The organism is Niveispirillum fermenti (assembly GCF_048066175.1).
In the GTDB taxonomy this organism is placed as follows: Bacteria; Pseudomonadota; Alphaproteobacteria; order Azospirillales; family Azospirillaceae; genus Niveispirillum; species Niveispirillum fermenti.
Genome location: NZ_JBLTXA010000015.1, coordinates 88,669 through 104,689, shown reverse-complemented (window position 1 = coordinate 104,689; position 16,021 = coordinate 88,669). Strand labels below are relative to the sequence as shown.

At 64.3% G+C, this 16,021-nt stretch carries 16 protein-coding genes and 3 tRNA genes; 10 read left to right on the top strand and 9 right to left on the bottom strand.

Going from position 1 to position 16,021, the window contains the following annotated elements:
* Window positions 1-155: 155 nt before the first annotated feature.
* Window positions 156-1,052 carry a branched-chain amino acid aminotransferase gene (locus ACM9LZ_RS15870; protein WP_416620467.1) on the bottom strand — a complete coding sequence of 299 codons (897 nt, stop codon included), beginning with the start codon at window positions 1,050-1,052 and terminating at the stop codon, window positions 156-158.
* A 73-nt stretch (window positions 1,053-1,125) separates the two neighbouring features.
* Between ACM9LZ_RS15870 and ACM9LZ_RS15865 the strand changes: the two genes are divergently transcribed.
* A complete protein-coding gene (locus tag ACM9LZ_RS15865) occupies window positions 1,126-1,617 on the top strand; it encodes a MarR family winged helix-turn-helix transcriptional regulator (RefSeq protein ID WP_416620466.1) in 492 nt (163 codons plus the stop codon).
* 206 nt (window positions 1,618-1,823) lie between these two features.
* Here ACM9LZ_RS15865 and ACM9LZ_RS15860 read toward each other — a convergent pair.
* Both ACM9LZ_RS15860 and ACM9LZ_RS15855 read right to left on the bottom strand, forming a co-directional pair.
* A tRNA-Asn gene (locus tag ACM9LZ_RS15860) sits at window positions 1,824-1,899 on the bottom strand.
* 95 nt (window positions 1,900-1,994) lie between these two features.
* Window positions 1,995-2,070 (bottom strand) — tRNA-Asn (locus tag ACM9LZ_RS15855).
* 183 nt (window positions 2,071-2,253) lie between these two features.
* Between ACM9LZ_RS15855 and ACM9LZ_RS15850 the strand changes: the two genes are divergently transcribed.
* A complete protein-coding gene (locus tag ACM9LZ_RS15850) occupies window positions 2,254-2,865 on the top strand; it encodes an NUDIX domain-containing protein (RefSeq protein WP_416620465.1) in 612 nt (203 codons plus the stop codon).
* A gap of 96 nt (window positions 2,866-2,961) precedes the next feature.
* Here ACM9LZ_RS15850 and ACM9LZ_RS15845 read toward each other — a convergent pair.
* A tRNA-Cys gene (locus ACM9LZ_RS15845) sits at window positions 2,962-3,035 on the bottom strand.
* Window positions 3,036-3,252: 217 nt separating this feature from the next.
* Between ACM9LZ_RS15845 and ACM9LZ_RS15840 the strand changes: the two genes are divergently transcribed.
* From ACM9LZ_RS15840 to ACM9LZ_RS15820, 5 genes are all read left to right on the top strand, one after another.
* Window positions 3,253-3,918, top strand: a complete 666-nt coding sequence (locus tag ACM9LZ_RS15840; RefSeq protein WP_416620464.1) for a protein-L-isoaspartate O-methyltransferase family protein — start codon at window positions 3,253-3,255, stop codon at window positions 3,916-3,918.
* A gap of 26 nt (window positions 3,919-3,944) precedes the next feature.
* The gene (locus ACM9LZ_RS15835; protein WP_416620463.1) at window positions 3,945-4,277 is read left to right on the top strand and encodes a rhodanese-like domain-containing protein; all 333 of its coding nucleotides are present in this window, start codon (window positions 3,945-3,947) and stop codon (window positions 4,275-4,277) included.
* A gap of 1 nt (window position 4,278) precedes the next feature.
* Window positions 4,279-5,670: a TolC family outer membrane protein gene (locus ACM9LZ_RS15830; RefSeq protein ID WP_416620462.1), complete on the top strand. Its 1,392-nt coding sequence runs from the start codon at window positions 4,279-4,281 to the stop codon at window positions 5,668-5,670.
* Window positions 5,671-5,879: 209 nt separating this feature from the next.
* Window positions 5,880-6,449 (top strand): DUF2497 domain-containing protein, encoded by a 570-nt coding sequence (locus tag ACM9LZ_RS15825; RefSeq protein ID WP_416620461.1) that lies wholly within the window; start codon window positions 5,880-5,882, stop codon window positions 6,447-6,449.
* A 101-nt stretch (window positions 6,450-6,550) separates the two neighbouring features.
* Entirely contained in the window at window positions 6,551-9,235 is a 2,685-nt protein-coding gene (locus tag ACM9LZ_RS15820) for a valine--tRNA ligase (RefSeq protein WP_416620460.1), read from the top strand.
* A 122-nt stretch (window positions 9,236-9,357) separates the two neighbouring features.
* Here ACM9LZ_RS15820 and ACM9LZ_RS15815 read toward each other — a convergent pair whose 3' ends face one another.
* A complete protein-coding gene (locus ACM9LZ_RS15815; protein ID WP_416620459.1) occupies window positions 9,358-9,615 on the bottom strand; it encodes a hypothetical protein in 258 nt (85 codons plus the stop codon).
* A 517-nt stretch (window positions 9,616-10,132) separates the two neighbouring features.
* On the opposite strand from ACM9LZ_RS15815, the gene ACM9LZ_RS15810 reads away from it, so the two are divergent.
* From ACM9LZ_RS15810 to ACM9LZ_RS15800, 3 genes are all read left to right on the top strand, one after another.
* The gene (locus ACM9LZ_RS15810) at window positions 10,133-11,152 is read left to right on the top strand and encodes an ABC transporter substrate-binding protein (RefSeq protein ID WP_416620458.1); all 1,020 of its coding nucleotides are present in this window, start codon (window positions 10,133-10,135) and stop codon (window positions 11,150-11,152) included.
* Between the two features lie 206 nt (window positions 11,153-11,358).
* Window positions 11,359-12,117, top strand: a complete 759-nt coding sequence (locus tag ACM9LZ_RS15805; RefSeq protein ID WP_416620457.1) for an ABC transporter permease — start codon at window positions 11,359-11,361, stop codon at window positions 12,115-12,117.
* On the top strand, window positions 12,114-12,872 hold the full coding sequence (locus tag ACM9LZ_RS15800; protein WP_416620456.1) for an ABC transporter ATP-binding protein: 759 nt from the start codon (window positions 12,114-12,116) through the stop codon (window positions 12,870-12,872). The genes ACM9LZ_RS15805 and ACM9LZ_RS15800 overlap by 4 nt, the downstream gene beginning before the upstream one ends.
* Before the next feature lie 10 nt (window positions 12,873-12,882).
* On the opposite strand, the gene ACM9LZ_RS15795 is transcribed toward ACM9LZ_RS15800, so the two are convergent.
* The 4 genes from ACM9LZ_RS15795 to ACM9LZ_RS15780 all read right to left on the bottom strand — a co-directional run bounded on the left by ACM9LZ_RS15795 (window position 12,883) and on the right by ACM9LZ_RS15780 (window position 16,012).
* A complete protein-coding gene (locus ACM9LZ_RS15795; protein WP_416620455.1) occupies window positions 12,883-13,749 on the bottom strand; it encodes an alpha/beta hydrolase in 867 nt (288 codons plus the stop codon).
* Between the two features lie 31 nt (window positions 13,750-13,780).
* Window positions 13,781-14,671, bottom strand: a complete 891-nt coding sequence (locus ACM9LZ_RS15790; protein ID WP_416620454.1) for a DUF481 domain-containing protein — start codon at window positions 14,669-14,671, stop codon at window positions 13,781-13,783.
* Window positions 14,672-14,744: 73 nt separating this feature from the next.
* Complete coding sequence (locus tag ACM9LZ_RS15785) at window positions 14,745-15,224, bottom strand: Dps family protein (protein WP_416620453.1); 480 nt, start codon at window positions 15,222-15,224, stop codon at window positions 14,745-14,747.
* A 242-nt stretch (window positions 15,225-15,466) separates the two neighbouring features.
* Entirely contained in the window at window positions 15,467-16,012 is a 546-nt protein-coding gene (locus ACM9LZ_RS15780; protein WP_416620452.1) for a hypothetical protein, read from the bottom strand.
* Window positions 16,013-16,021 lie beyond the last annotated feature (9 nt).

Below are 16,021 nucleotides of genomic sequence, written 5' to 3'. Positions count from 1 at the left end.
AAAACAGTTGCTTGGCTACGCCGCACGTGCGGCGCGGCGGCGGCGGTCCCCGCCGATACCAACGGCCAAATATTCCGACCGTTGCTATGACACCCCCGCCGCCGCCCGCCCGTTGGCCCGTTGACGGTGGCACCAGCCGGTACCCCCTCCGGCCGCTATGCCGCCGCCACGGCCAGGGGGCGGCCGTTCACCAGCGTGTCATAATCCAGCATCAGGGTGCGGCACACCTGGCCCGGTATATAGGTCCAGTCGCCGATGCGTCCCACCGGGGTGACTTCCGCTGCCGATCCTGTCAGGAAGACCTCCGTGGCGTCCCGCACCTCCTCAAGAAGGATGTGACGCTCCACCACCTGATAGCCGCGCTGGCGTGCCAGATCGATGATGGTCCGGCGGGTGATGCCGTCCAGGAAGCAGTCGGGCGTCGGCGTGTGCAGAACGCCGTCCTTCACCATGAAGAAGTTGGCGCCCGTCGCCTCCGCCACATAGCCGCGGTAATCCAGCATCAGGGCATCCTGGAAACCGTTTTGCTCCGCCTCGTGCTTGGACAGGGTGCAGATCATGTAAAGGCCGGCGGCCTTGGCCTCCGACGGGGCCGTGTCGGGGGCCGGGCGGCGCCAGCGCGCCAGTTGCAGGTGGATGCCCTTCATCCGTGCTTCCGGGCTGAAGTAGCTGGGCCATTCCCAGCAGGCAACGGCCATGTGAATCCTGTTCTGCTGTGCGGCCACGCCCATCATCTCGCTGCCGCGCCAGGCGACGGGCCGCAGATAGCCGTTGGTGAGATTGGCGGCGCGGCACGTGGCCAGCTTGGCCGCGTCGATCTCCTCCGCACTGAAGGGGATGGTGAAGCCCAGCAGTTCCGCTGACCGCCTCAGCCGCTCGCTGTGTTCACGGGACTTGAAGATGGAACCGTTGTAAATGCGCTCCCCCTCGAATACACAGCTTGCATAGTGCAGGCCGTGCGTGAGGACGTGGACCTTCGCGTCGCGCCACGGGATCAGCGCGCCATCGAACCAGATATGACCGTCACGGTCATCGAAGGGGATGATCGACATTGCTGGGGCTTCCTTGTTACTTTATGTCCCTATGAGTAGCCTTAACGTTACAGAATTGCAGAAATAAGTCAACATGGCTGACATAAAATCCGGACCCAACCCGCTCTTCCTGCGTGAAGAGGACCTTCGCCAGGGCATCGAGCTGCTGTTCTATGCCTATCGCGACTTCACCGCGGAGCCGGATGCCATGCTGGCCCGGATCGGTCTGGGACGGGCTCATCACCGCGTCGTCTATTTCGTCGGCCGCTATCCCGAGATCACGGTGACCGAGCTGCTGGGTATCCTGCAGATCACCAAGCAAAGCCTGTCGCGCGTGCTGTCCGATCTGGTGGAACAGGAATATATCGCGCAGCGGCCGGGGACGCGGGACCGGCGCCAACGGTTGCTGACCCTCACCGACAAGGGGCTGGAACTGGAGCGCACCCTGTCGGACGCCCAGCGCGCCCGCATCGCGCAGGCCTATCGCGCGGCCGGGGCCGCGGCGGTGGAGGGGTTCCGCACCGTCATGCTGGGCATCATCGATGCGGAGGACCGCGCCAAGTTTCCCAATGCCGGCAAGCGCTGACGGGGTCGGGGGGGGGGAACGGGGAGCGGGCGTGTGATCCCGCTTCTCTGACCGGCCATGACGGCCTGTCAGGCTGCATGATCCGGACAGTATGACCCAATCCGTTTAACAAGGCGGGTTGCCGCCCACCAGTCGGCGACGGGTGGTTTCATTCAGGATCGAATGACAGGGGAGAGGAGGGCGCGACACGCCCGATGATCCGGAAATGGCTCCCAGGGAGGGACTCGAACCCCCGACCGGGCGGTTAACAGCCGCCTGCTCTACCGGCTGAGCTACCTGGGATCAGGCCATTTCAGATGCCGGAACGTCACATATTATAAAGCCAATCTCACCTGAAACAACAGGGCCGGATGCTTTTGACATCCGGCCCTGCCGATTGGCTCCCAGGGAGGGACTCGAACCCCCGACCGGGCGGTTAACAGCCGCCTGCTCTACCGGCTGAGCTACCTGGGATCAGTGCTCACGATACGAACACCGCTTCCGGGGCGCCGCATCGTGCGGTGGGCGGGCTTATAGCCAACCCGGTCACCGTTTGTAAACCCCTGTTTCGCATTTTGGCGCATTTTCTTGGCCATCTTGGAAAAACCCTTTGTTTCCAGTAGCCTGAAGTCTTCCAGCTCCTTTGGCAGGCGGCCCATGCTCCCCGATCCCGACCGCAATCCCTGGCGTATCCTGGCCAGCCGGAACGTCTATGAGAATCCCTGGATCGCCGTGGAGCATCACGAGGTGCTGAAGCCCGGCGGCGCGCCGGGGGTCTATGGCATGGTCCGGTTCCGCAATCATGCCGTCGGGGTCGTACCGGTGGCAGCGGATGGTTCCACCTGGCTGGTGGGCCAGTACCGGCTGCCGCTGGGCCGCTACAGTTGGGAGATCCCGGAGGGTGGTGTTCCGATGGGGGAGGACCCGGTCGACGGTGCCCGGCGGGAATTGCGGGAGGAAACAGGCGTGACGGCGGCCCATCTGTTGCCCATCCAGCGTGTGGCGCTGTCAAACAGCGTATCGGACGAAGAGGGCAGCCTGTTCCTGGCCTGGGGGCTGACGGAAGGGGAGGCAGCGCCCGACGATACCGAGGAATTGCGTGTCCGGCGTCTTCCCCTGCGCCAGGCGCTGCACATGGCCCTGTCGGGTGAGATTACCGACAGCCTGTCGCTGATCGCGCTGCTGCGTCTGCCGCTTCTGGTGTCCGACCCGGCGACTCCAGCCGAACTGCGCCGGTTGCTGGCGATTGGACTGGAGGCGGCGGGCTGAGAACCGGTCGTTTCCAGTTTCTGGATCGACCCCGGAAAACGAAAAGGCCCGCCGTTTGGGGCGGGCCTTCTGACCTGGCGGACAGGCTTGAAAACTTGGAGGCACGGCCGGGAATCGAACCCGGATTCACGGATTTGCAGTCCGTTGCATCACCATTCTGCCACCGCGCCGATGGCCCGCCTTCCGGCTCTCGCCGTCCGGGGTGGGGCCGGTATATAGACGGCTGGAAAGGGGCTGGTCAAGGGTCTGCTGCAATTATTCCGTCGGATGCTTTCAGGGTGCAGGCGCAACATTGTGTTCCGCGGTCGGGGCGGATATATAGCAGCGTGGAATTCCTTCTGCGGATTCACGCCACCCTTCGTTTTCCCCAGCGCGACAGACCCGTCCATGATGGCCCCCACCGAATATAGCGCCGCCCGTCTGAACATGGTCGAAGGCCAGATCCGGCCGAACAAGGTGACCGACCAGCGTGTGGTCGATGCCTTTCTGGCCGTTCCGCGCGACCGGTTCGTGCCCGCCGGGCTGCGCGGCGTCGCCTATGTCGACAAGAGCATTCCGCTTGGCAACGGCCGCTTCCTGCTGGAACCCATGGTGCTGGCGCGCCTGCTGAACGAAGCCCGTATCGAGGCGACCGACATCGTTCTGGATATCGGCACGGCCACGGGCTATTCCGCCGCCGTTCTGGGCCGTCTGGCCTCCACCGTCGTGGCCGTGGAGGCGGATGGCGATCTGGCGGCGCAGGCCGATCAGGCCATGCAGACGCTGGGCGTGGACAATGCCGCTATCATGCGCGGCCCGCTGAACGCCGGGTGGGCCGGTCAGGCCCCCTACAATGTCATCGTCATCCAGGGGGCCGTCGCCGCCGTGCCACAGGTTCTGCTTGACCAGTTGGCCGAGGGTGGCCGCCTGGTCACCGTCGTCATTCCCGAAAGCGGCCAGGGCGTCGCCCGGCTCTATCAGAAGTCCGGCGGCCAGGTTTCCAGCCGCATCCTGTTCGACGCTTCCGCCGCGCTGCTGCCGGGGCTGGAGGCAAAGCCCGATTTCCGCTTCTGATCTTTCGGTTGAACGGAGCCCCGCCTGTGCGTCCCATCACAGACAATGAAGTGACGGTGGAGGATTTGGCGGAGAGGCTCCGGGGGGATGACGGGTTGGTTGTGCTGGACGTGCGCGAACCCTGGGAAGTGGAACTTTGCCATATCGGCGGAAGCCTTCACATTCCCCTCGGACAATTGCCGACCGCCGTGGCGGCATTGCCGCGGGATCGTGATATCGCGGTCCTGTGCCATCACGGCATGCGAAGCGCGCACGCCACACAATGGCTGCGTACCCAGGGTTTTGACCGGGCCATCAATCTTGCGGGCGGAATCGACGCTTGGGCCCGGCGTATCGATCCGACCATGAAGGTGTATTGACATGGACGCCACCCGTCAGAAGCCGACTTCCACCAGCCCGTTCCTGCGCCATGCGGCGCGTGCTGCCCTGCCGGCCGTGGCGCTGGCCTTCGGGCTGGGCCTGTCGCCCGCCCAGGCGCAATCCCTTCAGGATGCGCTGGCCCAGGCCTATGAATCCAACCCCACCCTCGACGCCGCGCGCGCCCAGTTGCGTGCCACCGACGAACTGGTGCCGCAGGCCCGCGCCGGCTATCTGCCGACCCTGTCCGCCGAAGGCCAGGTCGGCCGAAACGTACAGAAGAACGGACCGTCCGACACGTACTGGAATGAGAAGACGGCCAGCGCCACCGTCGTCCAGCCGCTGTTTCGCGGCGGCCGCACCGTTGCGGGAATGAGCCGCGCGGAAGCCCTCGTCCAGGCCCAGCGCGCTACCCTGCTTGCGACCGAGCAGAGCGTGCTGCTGACCGCCGCCACGGCCTATAGCGACGTGGTGCGTGATCAGGCCGTGCTGGACCTGAATGTCAACAATGTCCAGGTGCTGCAGCGCCAGTTGGATGCTTCCAACGACCGGTTCCGGGTGGGCGAGATCACCCGCACCGATGTCAGCCAGTCCGAGTCGCGTCTGGCCCTGTCGCGGTCCAACCGTATCGCGGCTGAAGGCCTGCTGAATGCCAGCCGCGCGACCTTTACCCGCCTGATCGGCGCACCGCCGCAGAACCTGCAGCAACCGGCCCCCCTGATGGGCCTGCCGGCCTCGCTGGAGGCCACGATCGCCCTGGCCGAACAGAACAATCCGCAGGTCGTTGCGGCCCGTTTCGCCGAGCGCGCGGCCGATGCCGCCGTCGATCAGGTCGCCGGCGAACTGTTGCCCACCGTGTCGCTGGTCGGCACTTACAGCCGTACCTGGGATCGCCCCGGCACGCTGGGTGACTACGATACCGGATCGATCACGGCCCGCGTCTCGATTCCCATTTACGAGGCCGGCGGCACGACGGCCCGTGTGCGTGAAGCCAAGCAGACGGCCTCCCAGCGCCGCATCCAGATCGATGAGGCGACACGCCAGGCGCGCGAGACCGCCATCCGGTCATGGGAAGCACTGGTGACCTCGCGTGCATCCATCAAGTCGCGTGAGGAACAGGTTCGCGCCGCCAATATCGCGCTGGAAGGCGTGCGTCAGGAAGCGACGGTGGGCTCGCGCACCGTGCTGGATACCCTGGATGCCGAACAGGAATTGCTGAACGCCCAGGTCGAACTGGTCCGGTCGCAGCGTGACGAGATCGTGGCCAGCTTCCAGGTGATGGCGGCCATCGGTCAGTTGTCGGCGAACACGCTGGAACTGGCGGTTCAGGTCTATGATGTGGAAGGCCATTATAACCGGGCGTCCAACAAGTTCTGGGGCCTGTCCATCGATTGATTCGGTGGACTTGACCGGCCGGTGTCGAACGGGACAGGGGAGGCGGCGACGCCTCCCCTGTCCCTTTTGGGGCGGGCAGGGGCGTTTTCTTAACGCCATTAACAAGTTCGTGGAAATTTGCAGCGTTCTGCCCTAGGCTTGGCGCCACATTCGTGGAAGGTCAGGTTACGCGCGCAATGGCCGACAAAGGGTCCTCACAAGAACCATCGATGGAAGAGATTCTCGCTTCCATCCGCAGGATCATTTCCGAAGATGGCGAGGCGCCACCGGAGGAAGCGCCGGCTGCTGCGCCGCCGCCGCCTCCCCCGCCGCCGCCACCACCCCCTCCTCCCCCGCCGCCACCGCCGCCACCCCCGCCGATGTTCGAGCCGGAGCCCGAACTCGACCCGGAACCGGAGCTGCCGTCCTATGAGGAAGAGGACGAGCCGCTGGAGTTGACGCAGGTGTTGCCGGAGGAAGATCCGGAACCCTTCTATGCGCCGCCACCGCCGCCACGCCGTCCGCCACCCCCCCTGCAGGATGATGGCGGGCTGATCTCCGATTATGCCGCCGATGCGGCCAGCCGTGCCTTTGCATCGGGTCTGGCCGGGTTCCGCCGTGGCGGCCCCAGCCTGACAGGCGATGGCCCGGTCGGGCGTGGCGATGTCACGCTGGAGCAGATCGTTTACGAGATCGTTCGTCCGATGATCCGTGAATGGCTTGATGACAATCTTCCCACCATGGTGGAACGCATGGTCAAGCGGGAGATCGAGCGGGTTGTACGGCGCGGGCTCGACTGACGCGCTTGCCTGCTTTGACATGAACAAAAGGGGCGGCGCCTTGCTGGTGCCGCCCCTTTTCCTTTATCTAACCCAATCCCTTTTACCCGGAAGGCCCGGCCATGTTGGAAAAGACGTTCTCCCCCTCGGAAGTGGAAGCCAACCATTACCAGCGTTGGGAGGCGACGGGCGCGTTCGCCGCGCATGTCGATTCGAACCAGACGCCCTATACCATCATGATGCCGCCGCCGAACGTGACGGGCAGCCTGCACATGGGTCACGCGCTGACCTTCACCTTGCAGGATATCCTGACCCGGTATCAGCGCATGCGCGGCAAGGATGCGTTGTGGCAGCCCGGCACCGACCATGCCGGCATCGCGACCCAGATGGTGGTGGAACGCAACCTGGGGAAGGAGGGTATTTCGCGCCAGGATCTGGGACGGGAGAAATTCCTGGAGAAGGTCTGGGAATGGAAGGCGGAATCCGGGGGCACGATCACGCGCCAACTTCGCCGCCTGGGCGCTTCCACCGACTGGAGCCGGGAGCGCTTCACCATGGATGAGGGCCTGAACAAGGCCGTCCGCAAGGTGTTCGTGGAACTGTACCGCCAGGGCCTCATCTATCGCGACAAGCGCCTGGTCAACTGGGACCCCAAGCTGCACACCGCCATTTCCGATCTGGAGGTGGAGCAGAAGGAGGTGAGCGGTAACCTTTGGCATTTCCGCTATCCCATCGACGGCCAGGAAGGCCGCCATATCGTTGTCGCCACGACGCGGCCCGAGACCATGCTGGCCGACACGGCTGTGGCCGTGCATCCGGAGGATGAGCGGTACAAGGACCTGATCGGCAAATTCGTGCGCCTGCCGCTCGTCGGTCGCCTGATCCCCATCGTCGCGGACGATTATGCCGACCCGGAGACGGGGTCGGGCGCGGTGAAGATCACGCCGGCCCATGATTTCAACGATTTCGAGGTTGGCCGGCGCCACAAGCTGCCGCTGATCAACCTGCTGGACCGCGATGCCCGCATCGTGCAGGAATTTGAAGGCTACAAGCCCGGTGCCGATGGTCGCCTGGAGGCGTTCAGCGAGCCGGTGCCCGACGCTTATCGCGGCCTGGACCGGTATGAGGCACGCAAGCGTGTCGTGGCCGATCTGGAGGCACTGGAACTGCTGGAACAGATCGTCCCGCACAAGATGACACAGCCGCACGGCGACCGGTCCGGTGTGGTGATCGAGCCCTGGCTGACCGATCAATGGTATTGCGACGCCGCCACGCTGGCCAAGCCGGCCATCGAGGCCGTGGAAACCGGCAAGACCGTGTTCGTGCCCAGGAATTGGGAAAACACCTATTTCGAATGGATGCGCAACATCCAGCCCTGGTGCATCTCGCGTCAGCTCTGGTGGGGTCATCAGATTCCCGCCTGGTATGATGCCGACGGGAATGTGTTCGTGGCGGAGACGCAGGAAGAGGCGCAGGCCCTGGCCGGGGCTGGTGTGGCGCTCACCCGCGATGCCGACGTGCTGGACACCTGGTTTTCGTCCGCTCTGTGGCCGTTCAGCACCCTGGGCTGGCCGGAGAAGGTGCCGGAACTGGATCGCTACTACCCCGGCGATGTCCTGGTCACCGGCTTCGACATCATCTTTTTCTGGGTGGCCCGGATGATGATGATGGGCATCCATTTCATGGGCGATGTGCCGTTCAGGACTGTCTATATCCACGCCCTGGTCCGTGATGAGAAGGGCCAGAAGATGTCGAAGTCGAAGGGCAACGTCATCGACCCGCTGAACGTCATCGACCAGTATGGTTGTGATGCGTTGCGCTTCACCCTGACCGCCATGGCGGCGCAGGGCCGCGACATCAAGCTGGCCGTCAACCGCGTCGAAGGCTATCGCAACTTCGCCACGAAACTTTGGAACGCGGCGCGCTATGCGGAGATGAACCAGGTTGCCGCCGTACCGGGCTTCGACCCGTCCCAGGTGACGCTGACAGTCAATAAGTGGATCGTCGGTGCCGTGCAGCAGGCGGCATCCCGGGTCACCGAAGCGCTGGACGCCTACAAGTTCAACGAGGCGGCGAACGGCATCTATCAGTTCGCCTGGAACAGCTTCTGTGACTGGTACCTGGAATTTACCAAGCCCATCCTGAATGGGGAGGATGAGGCCGCCAAGGCCGAGACCCGCGCCACCACGGCCTGGGTGCTGGACCGCATCCTGCACCTGCTGCACCCCATCATGCCTTTCATCACCGAGGAACTGAACGAGAAGCTGGGCGGCCAGGGCCAGACCCTGATTTCCGCTCCCTGGCCGGTGGCCCAGGAAGGGCTGATCGATGCCGCGGCCGGCGACGAGATGGAATGGGTGGTGCGCCTGATCTCCACGATCCGCACCGTCCGTGCCGAAATGAACGTTCCGCCTTCTGCCCAGCTTCCCCTGTTGCTGAAGGATGCCAGCGTGGTTTCCCAGGCGCGGCTGGCCACCCATCGCGACCTGATCCTGCGCCTGGCCCGCCTGTCGGGCGTGGAGGCAACGATGCAGGACGCGCCCAAGGGGTCGGCCCAGTCTGTGCTGGATGAGGCGACGCTGATCCTGCCGCTGGCCGATTTCATCGATGTGGAAAAGGAAAAGGCCCGGCTGGCCAAGGAGATCGCCAAGCTGGAGCAGGAGATCGGCAAGATCGACGCCAAGCTGTCGAACCGCAACTTCGTCGATCGCGCACCGGAAGAGGTGATCGAGGAACAGCGCGAGCGCCGCGCAGATGCCGAGACCACCCGGGCCAAGCTGGCCGACGCGCTGGCCCGCCTGGGATAGTTCCGCCCAGGCCCGGAAGGGGCACGGAAGACGGATATGAAAAGGCCGGCGGGTGATCATCCCGCCGGCCTCATTCTTATCGGCTACGGCCTATGTCGCGGGGCTGTGGCAATGCCGGCCTGTCAGGCCTGGGCCCTTTCAGGCTTGAATCCCCAGGACCGGAATACCTGCCCGCGGCTGTCCTGACGGCGCATGCCGTTACGCGCCTCGTTCTCCCGCCGGCGGGCGGCCTTCTCGGCGGCGGCCACACTGCTGAAATGCCGGCCATCCAGGCTGGCGAACAGGGGATGGGCGGAGAAGAAGCGGAATCCCTGGCCATCGGCCACGGCAATGCCGGCAGTATACCGGCTGGTTTCGATACTGAAAGCCTGGTTCGTCATGTCAAAATTGCTCCCATCAACGGCAAAGCTCATCGCCTTGCCGCACAACGCTGTAATAATGCTGGAGGACGCAAAAAGTTCTGCGTCAACACCCGGACATTCGGCCGCAGCGGGGAGGGGTCCGTTGAATGCTGAACTTGGTTTTCTTGTGCATTTTACTGCCCTCTCATCACCGATGGTTTGAACCAAACCACGAAGGGGCTTCGTGGCGCTTTAGCGTTTGATGACGCGGCGCAAGCTGCTGTTCGTCAAATTCCCGCGGCCCCTGCAGGGAAGGGCAACCCGGACCATGCGATCTTGGGTTCAGATTTGGTGATCATGGCGCCACTGTCAAGGAAAAACCCCAAGAAAAATTGGTATGTTCAATTTTGCATATCACACATGAATAATGTTATTTAATAGAAACCACAATAATAATTGACGAAAACCTCGGGATGTAAAACCCTCAGCCCGACGGTTCATCCAAGCCGACGTAATGCCCAGAGAAGTTTTCGACGTTTCAAGGAGGCCCTGCCCGATGTCGTTCAAGCGTTTCGCCACCCGCCTTGCCGCCGCCACCGCCCTGGTGGGCATGGCCTTCACCGGCTCCGCCCAGGCTGCCGATCCGGTGGTGGTGCGCGCCGGTTATATCCCCGTGCTGGGGGCCGCGCAGGCCTTCGTCATCGACAGCCAGGGCTGGGATCTGGAAAACGGCTTCGACCTGCAGCTCAAGCAGTTCGACAGCGGCCCGAACATGATCCAGGCCGTCGCCTCGGGAACACTGGATGCCTATATCGCCGGGGTGGCACCAGTGATCGTGGCGCGCGGCCGCGGTGTGGGCATCAAGGTGGTGGCCGCCACGGCCGTTGAAGAACTGGTGGTTGCTGCCGGTCCCGCCCTGGCCGCCACCGCGGGCAGCCCGGCAGAGGCCATCGCCGCCCTGTCCAAGAAGCTGGGCCGCCCGCTGAAGCTGGCCACCCAGCCGGCCGGCTCCGTCCCCAACACCTTCCTGCAATATTGGCTGTGGGAAGTGGCGAAGGTCGACAAAGCCCATGTCGAACTGGTGCCGCAAGGCATCGACGCAACGCAGCAGGCCCTGCTGGCCGGGGCTGTGGATGGCGCCATCATCCGCGAACCGGCCCTGACCATCATCACCGGCCGCAACCCGGACGTGAAGGTGCTGGCCTATGGTGGGGACATCCTGAAGAACCAGCCGGGCAATGTCATCGCCCTGACCGATGATTTCACCGCCAGGCATCCCGACATCGCGCAGAAGCTGGTCGAACTGACGGCGCGTGCGACGGAAGTGCTGCGCACGGACAAGGACGTCGCAGTGGCCGCCGTCGAATCGGCCATCGGCAAGGGCCTGATCCCGCGCGCCGTGATCGAACAGGCCCTGAAGTCGCCGGCCGTGAAGTTCAACACCGACCCGGCCGCCATCCTGAACGAGACGGCTACCGTTCAGGATTATCAGGTGAAGCTGGGAACGGTGAAGGAGGCGCTGCCGGTCGAGCAGCTCTTCGATCTTTCCTATTATCAGAAGGCCGCTGGCCGCTGAGGATCACCGGGCAATGCCGTCCCCGTTCTGGGGACGGCATTGCATTTCATTCAATTGGTTACGGAAATCTCTTAAAGTCACTTCATTGCAACTGATGCGGACCGGACAGCACGGTTGCGACAATTCCCATTGATACCTGATGGTTTTTGTGTGGAATTCTGGCCGGGCAATCTTGCCGACGCTGTGTAAAACGCCGACGATCCCCCATGCCCCATTCCAAGACCCGCCGCCTGCTGCTTTCCCTGCTGGGCGTGATCACCTTCCTGGCCATCTGGGAGGCCATGCCCCGCCTGGGTGTGGTCAAGCCCATGCTGTTGCCGGCACCCAGCGAAATACCGGCCAGCTTCTGGCGGGAGATCAGTTCCGGCGCTTGGCACTCCGCGGTGCTGGAGAGCCTGGGCCATTATATTTCGGGCCTGTTCCTGGGCTCGGCGCTGGGGGTCGGGCTGGGCGTGGCGACCGGCATGTCGCGGACGCTGGAAGATCTGACGAACTGGATCGTCCGCCTGCTGCGCCCCATTCCCGGTCTGGCCTGGGTGCCGTTCGCCATCATCTGGTTCGGCGTGTCGCCGACGGCGGCCAACTTCATCATCATCATCGGCGTTTTCTGGATCAATTATTTCGCGGCGCTGGGGGCTGTCCAGGCCGTGGATCGCGACCTGATCGAACTGGCCGACGCCTTCGGCCATCGCTCCCCCATCGCCAAGCTATTCAAGGTGATTCTGCCGGCATCCATCCAGCCGATCATGGCGGGGCTGCGCACAGGGCTGGGGCAGGCCTGGATGGCCGTGGTGGCGGCCGAACTGTTCGGCGTGGCCGGTCTGGGCCAGCGCATGATGCAGGCCTCGTCCCTGCTGGCCACCGACATTGTCGTTGTCTACATGATCACCATGGCGCTGCTGTATGGCATCGTCGACATGATCTTCGTCGCCCTGCGCGACCGTCTGCTGGCGTGGAAAGCATGATTTCGATCAAGGATTTGACGCTGTCATTCGATAGTGACCGCGGCCGCACCGTCGTTCTCAGGGATTTCCATCTGGATATCGAGGATGGGGAATTCGTGGCGGTGGTTGGGGCATCGGGCGTGGGGAAATCCACGCTGCTGCGCGTCATTGCTGGTCTGGTCAAACCTTCCGCCGGCACCGTAACGCGCGATCACCCGGAAACGCCGGGCCGGCGGCCTTATGCCATGGTGTTCCAGGATGCCCGCCTGCTGCCATGGCGGCGCGTCGTGAAGAATGTGGAATTCGGGCTGGAGGGGCTGGGACTGGACCGGGCGGAGAAGCGCCGCAGGGCCCTGAACGCGCTGGACCTGGTGGGCCTTGCCGACAAGGCGGGCCGCTGGCCGCACCAGCTTTCCGGTGGCCAGCGCCAGCGCGTGGCCATTGCCCGCGCACTGGCCGTTGACCCCGACCTGCTGATGATGGACGAGCCGTTCGGCGCGCTTGACGCCATCACGCGCCAGGCCTTGCAGGATGAACTGGTCGATCTGTGGCAGCGCACGGGCAAGACGATCCTGTTCGTTACCCATGACATCGACGAAGCCGTCTATCTGGCCGACCGCGTCGTCCTGCTGGCGGGCACGCCGGCCGGCGTGCGCTCTGCCGACCGGATCGCCGCACCGCGCCCGCGCCATCGTGACGATGCGTCGGCCCGCAGCACGGCCAATGCCATCCGCAACCGTCTGTCTGATGTCGTTGAGGCGGGCGAGGGTATCTAGGGTTGCTCCGTCACCCCGCTGGCCCGGGGCTGTCCGGGCGGCGAATGGCCACGGCCCTGCCACCGGCGGCGGGGGTCTTCTGCTCCAGTGTGGGCCGTGCCCTGGTCCGTGCCGCCTCGCCGCCCAGGAAGGCCAGAAGTGCCCGGCACTGGTCCGGCGGCAATTCACCATCTTCATGCCCGGAGGGCATGGGAACAATCGTCAGCGGTGCCGCCGCCGGCTTTCCGAGTTCCGCATCCGCGCTGCCCAGGATCAGTGTGGGGGCACGCACCATGGGCAGCAGGCCCGTCACGCTCAACCGGTGGCGTAACAGAGCCTGCACGGGAAGCAGCGGGAAGCGCCTGCCCATCCGCCCGGCCATGCTGGGGCAGGGCGCTTCCAGGACCAGGGCGGCCGTTGCACGCTCCCCCGCCAGCATGGCAGCCGGAACCGCTCCCATTTCCTGTCCGTAAAGAACCAGCCTTCCCCCGGAAATTCCGCGCGTGACGAGAAGGTCGGCCCAGGCGCGGGCATCGAGCATCAGGGCGTTCCCGCCCGGCCGGCCTGGATTGCCCGCATAGCCGCGATAACCGGCCAGAAGCACGCCAAACCCCGCATCGGCCAGGACCCGCGCCCGGTCGGCCCGGTCCGCCGCCTGTCCCCGGCTGCCATGCAGCAACAGGATGGTGGGCTTGGTCAGCCCGTCCGCCGGGCGAAGGCTGCCTTCCAGCAGCAGCCCGTCGGCCGTCTGCGCCCAGACGGGCTGGAAATCACCCAGCCCGGCATCGGCCAGGGGTGTGGCACGCGCAGAGGGGCGGAACAGGAGTGTGTCCTGCCGCAACCGGAACCAGAGCGCGTAGGCAATCCAGAGCAGCAGGGGGAACAAGACGTAAGCCACCCGTTCCCCCCATTGCCGCCTGCCTCATCGATCAGAATGTATAGACCAGCGTCGCCCGGCTCAATGTATCGGTCTGCTTGCGGTCATCCGGCGGCTCCGTCTCATGGCGCAGCGTGAAGCCGATGCGGGCGGAGAACAGCGAATTGATCCGCGCGGTCAGGCTGGAACTGCTTTCCAGCGTCTGGTTCTGGTCGCCGGTCAATGTCTTGATGGTCTGCGCGAACTTGATGTTTTCGTTGAATTCCTGGGTGTAATTGGCGTTGGCGCCGAACACGAATTCATGTTCCACGGCCGACACGCCGGGCGCGCGGACCTGGAAACTGTGCCGGGCACCGGGGCCGCCCTCCACCGAAAGGCGCTTGCCGTCGCTGTCCAGGATCAGGTAACCGATACCGACCGTTTCGGTCAGCCGGTGGCGGTACCCGGCGAACAGATCGCGTTCCCAGGTGAACTCACCGGCCGCGTAAAGCCGGGGATTGATGAAATAATTGGGCTTGTACCCGGCCGTATAACGTTCCTTGGAGGTTTCGCCTGACGCCCGCTGCAGGTCGGCGCTGCTGGTGATCTCATGACGCCACCGCAGCGTCTCCTTCACCAGGTTCAGGCGGATGGCGAGCGACCGGTCGTCGGTATTGCCCGAGGACAGGGAAGCGCCCAGTTCGCCATCGCCGCTCCAGCCGGCGATGACGCTGCTGCCGGCGGCCCGTTTGGCATCCCGCTCGGCCTTCTTGCGCTGATCACGCAGGTCCCTGGTGAGCGCGCCGATGGCCTCGGCGTGGTCGGGATAGGCATCCAGAGCCAGTGATTCGACCGTGTCCAGCGCCGTACCGTCCCGCGTTGCCGCCTGACGGATCATCACCTCTATACCTTCGGGAAGGGGGGAGGTCTGGGGAACCTGGGCCAGGGCCGCAGGCGTGGACATCAAGAAAAAGGTCAGCGCCGCGATACGCGGCGCTGTCTTCAAACCTGTCATTGTTCCGTCGAACTCCGTTCGGTTACTCAAGCATGGAACGCAACATCCAGGCAGTCTTTTCATGCACCTGCATACGCTGTGTCAACAGATCAGCGGTTGGCTCGTCGCCGGCTTCCTCCACCAGCGGGAATATCGTGCGGGCCGTGCGGGCCACGGTCTCATGTCCTTCCACCAGTTGGCGGATCATGTCCTGGGCGCGCGGCACCTCGGTTTCCTCCTTCACGGAGGCCAGCTTGCCGAACTGGCTGTAGCTGCCGGGCGCATGGAACCCCAGCGCGCGGATACGCTCCGCCACCTCGTCCACGGCGGTGAACAGTTCAGTGTACTGCGCCATGAACATGGTGTGCAGCGTGTTGAACATCGGCCCGGTGACGTTCCAATGAAAATTGTGGGTCTTCAGAAACAACGTGTAGCTGTCGGCCAACAGGCGCGACAGCCCGTCCGCGATGCGGGCGCGGTTCTCGTCGGTGATGCCGATATTGATCGCCGGTGCGGTGGCCATTTCTCGCCTCATCCCTTGTGGTTGTCGTCAGGAGACATGGGGATAGTGACGACAAAGGTAAAGGCTGGCAAGTGAAGCTTAGCCCTATAACCAATTGATAATGGTCTAAAAAATTCGGGGAGGACATGGGTTATGACCTTTGGTTGCCACCTTGTCCCCCCCGCAAGGTGCGAGGAACCGTCGGGTTCCCCGACAGATCCCGCCGACGGCATGCGATTGCCGGCGGGACCGGTGCGGATATGTCAGGCGGTGGCGGCAAGGCTGCTTGCGGCCTGACTGGTGCCCGTCTTCTGACCATAGCTGGCGATGGCACTTTGCAACTGGCTGATCAGGGCGCTGATCGGGTCTTCTTCCGCGCTGTCATCCTGTGTGGAACCGGTGGTCAGGCCGCTCAGGTCATTGCCAGCACTGGCCCGGGGCGGTGGTCCACCGGGACCGGGCTGACCGCCCGGCGGGGGCCCACCAGCACCGCCGGCCTGTTCCTGGGCATCCAGCAGGGTGCGGCGCGTGCCGTCACCCATGCGCTGGAACGCGGTTTCCATTTCTGCCTGGGTCAGGTTGCCGTCACCATCGCTGTCTAGGGAGGCAAACATGTCCTCCGCGCTGGGTCTGCCGGCGGCACGGGCGTTGGCGTCCGCTCCCTTCGGACCGGCAGCGCTGAACTCCTCCAGCGAAAGGCCACCGGAACCGTCCGCGTCGGCGGCCTGGAATTTTTCCTGCGCCCGCTGCTGCCGGGCGGCGGCGGACGGCGCATAGATGTTGGCGCTGCTGATGCTGCTGATACTCATGGTCGCTCC

Excerpts from the sequence above, each read along its gene's own strand:
- ACM9LZ_RS15870 (WP_416620467.1), bottom strand. The coding sequence starts at position 1,052 with ATGTCGATCATCCCCTTCGATGACCGTGACGGTCATATCTGGTTCGAT.
- ACM9LZ_RS15865 (WP_416620466.1), top strand. The coding sequence starts at position 1,126 with ATGGCTGACATAAAATCCGGACCCAACCCGCTCTTCCTGCGTGAAGAG.
- ACM9LZ_RS15850 (WP_416620465.1), top strand. The coding sequence starts at position 2,254 with ATGCTCCCCGATCCCGACCGCAATCCCTGGCGTATCCTGGCCAGCCGG.
- ACM9LZ_RS15840 (WP_416620464.1), top strand. The coding sequence starts at position 3,253 with ATGATGGCCCCCACCGAATATAGCGCCGCCCGTCTGAACATGGTCGAA.
- ACM9LZ_RS15830 (WP_416620462.1), top strand. The coding sequence starts at position 4,279 with ATGGACGCCACCCGTCAGAAGCCGACTTCCACCAGCCCGTTCCTGCGC.
- ACM9LZ_RS15825 (WP_416620461.1), top strand. The coding sequence starts at position 5,880 with ATGGAAGAGATTCTCGCTTCCATCCGCAGGATCATTTCCGAAGATGGC.
- ACM9LZ_RS15820 (WP_416620460.1), top strand. The coding sequence starts at position 6,551 with ATGTTGGAAAAGACGTTCTCCCCCTCGGAAGTGGAAGCCAACCATTAC.
- ACM9LZ_RS15815 (WP_416620459.1), bottom strand. The coding sequence starts at position 9,615 with ATGACGAACCAGGCTTTCAGTATCGAAACCAGCCGGTATACTGCCGGC.
- ACM9LZ_RS15810 (WP_416620458.1), top strand. The coding sequence starts at position 10,133 with ATGTCGTTCAAGCGTTTCGCCACCCGCCTTGCCGCCGCCACCGCCCTG.
- ACM9LZ_RS15805 (WP_416620457.1), top strand. The coding sequence starts at position 11,359 with ATGCCCCATTCCAAGACCCGCCGCCTGCTGCTTTCCCTGCTGGGCGTG.
- ACM9LZ_RS15800 (WP_416620456.1), top strand. The coding sequence starts at position 12,114 with ATGATTTCGATCAAGGATTTGACGCTGTCATTCGATAGTGACCGCGGC.
- ACM9LZ_RS15790 (WP_416620454.1), bottom strand. The coding sequence starts at position 14,671 with ATGTCCACGCCTGCGGCCCTGGCCCAGGTTCCCCAGACCTCCCCCCTT.
- ACM9LZ_RS15785 (WP_416620453.1), bottom strand. The coding sequence starts at position 15,224 with ATGGCCACCGCACCGGCGATCAATATCGGCATCACCGACGAGAACCGC.
- ACM9LZ_RS15780 (WP_416620452.1), bottom strand. The coding sequence starts at position 16,012 with ATGAGTATCAGCAGCATCAGCAGCGCCAACATCTATGCGCCGTCCGCC.